General features: G+C 58.9%; 1 protein-coding gene. It reads left to right on the forward strand.

Annotated features, from left to right (window positions below; translation table 11 throughout):
• Positions 1 to 593: DDE-type integrase/transposase/recombinase (locus KDX37_RS29330; protein WP_231656654.1), on the forward strand; the 593-nt coding region annotated here is incomplete at both ends.

A 593-nucleotide genomic window follows, 5' to 3' on the forward strand; every position in this document is an offset into this window, starting at 1 on the left:
CAAGTCAGCGAGTTGCCAAGTTATGGCTACCGCCGGGTTTGGGGGTTGCTGCGCCGCGAGCGTGAAGTCCAGTTACTGGCCCCGATCAATGTGAAGCGGGTTTACCGCGTCATGCGCGATCACAATCTGTTGCTGGAACGACGCATCAAGCAGCCTGGCGTGCAACGCCGGCATGAAGGCCGAATTGCCGTGACTACCAGCGATACGCGCTGGTGCTCGGACGGCTTCGAGTTTCGCTGCGACGACGGTGCGAAGTTGAGTGTAACTTTTGCCCTGGACTGCTGTGACCGCGAAGCCATCGGCTGGGTCGCCAGCCCGACAGGCTACAGCGGTGACGACATCCGAGACTTGATGTTGGAAAGCGTGGAGAAGCGATTTGGGGATCAATTACCGAGCACGCCAGTGCAATGGTTGAGCGATAACGGTTCGGCCTATATCGCCGAACAGACGCGTCTGTTTGCCCGTCAGATCGGCTTGCAGCCGGTGACCACACCAGTACGCAGCCCGCAAAGCAACGGCATGGCAGAGAGCTTTGTGAAGACGATCAAGCGAGATTACGTGGCGCACATGCCCAAGCCGGATCGAGAAACAGC

Source organism: Pseudomonas californiensis, assembly GCF_021147775.1.
Lineage (GTDB): Bacteria > Pseudomonadota > Gammaproteobacteria > Pseudomonadales > Pseudomonadaceae > Aquipseudomonas > Aquipseudomonas californiensis.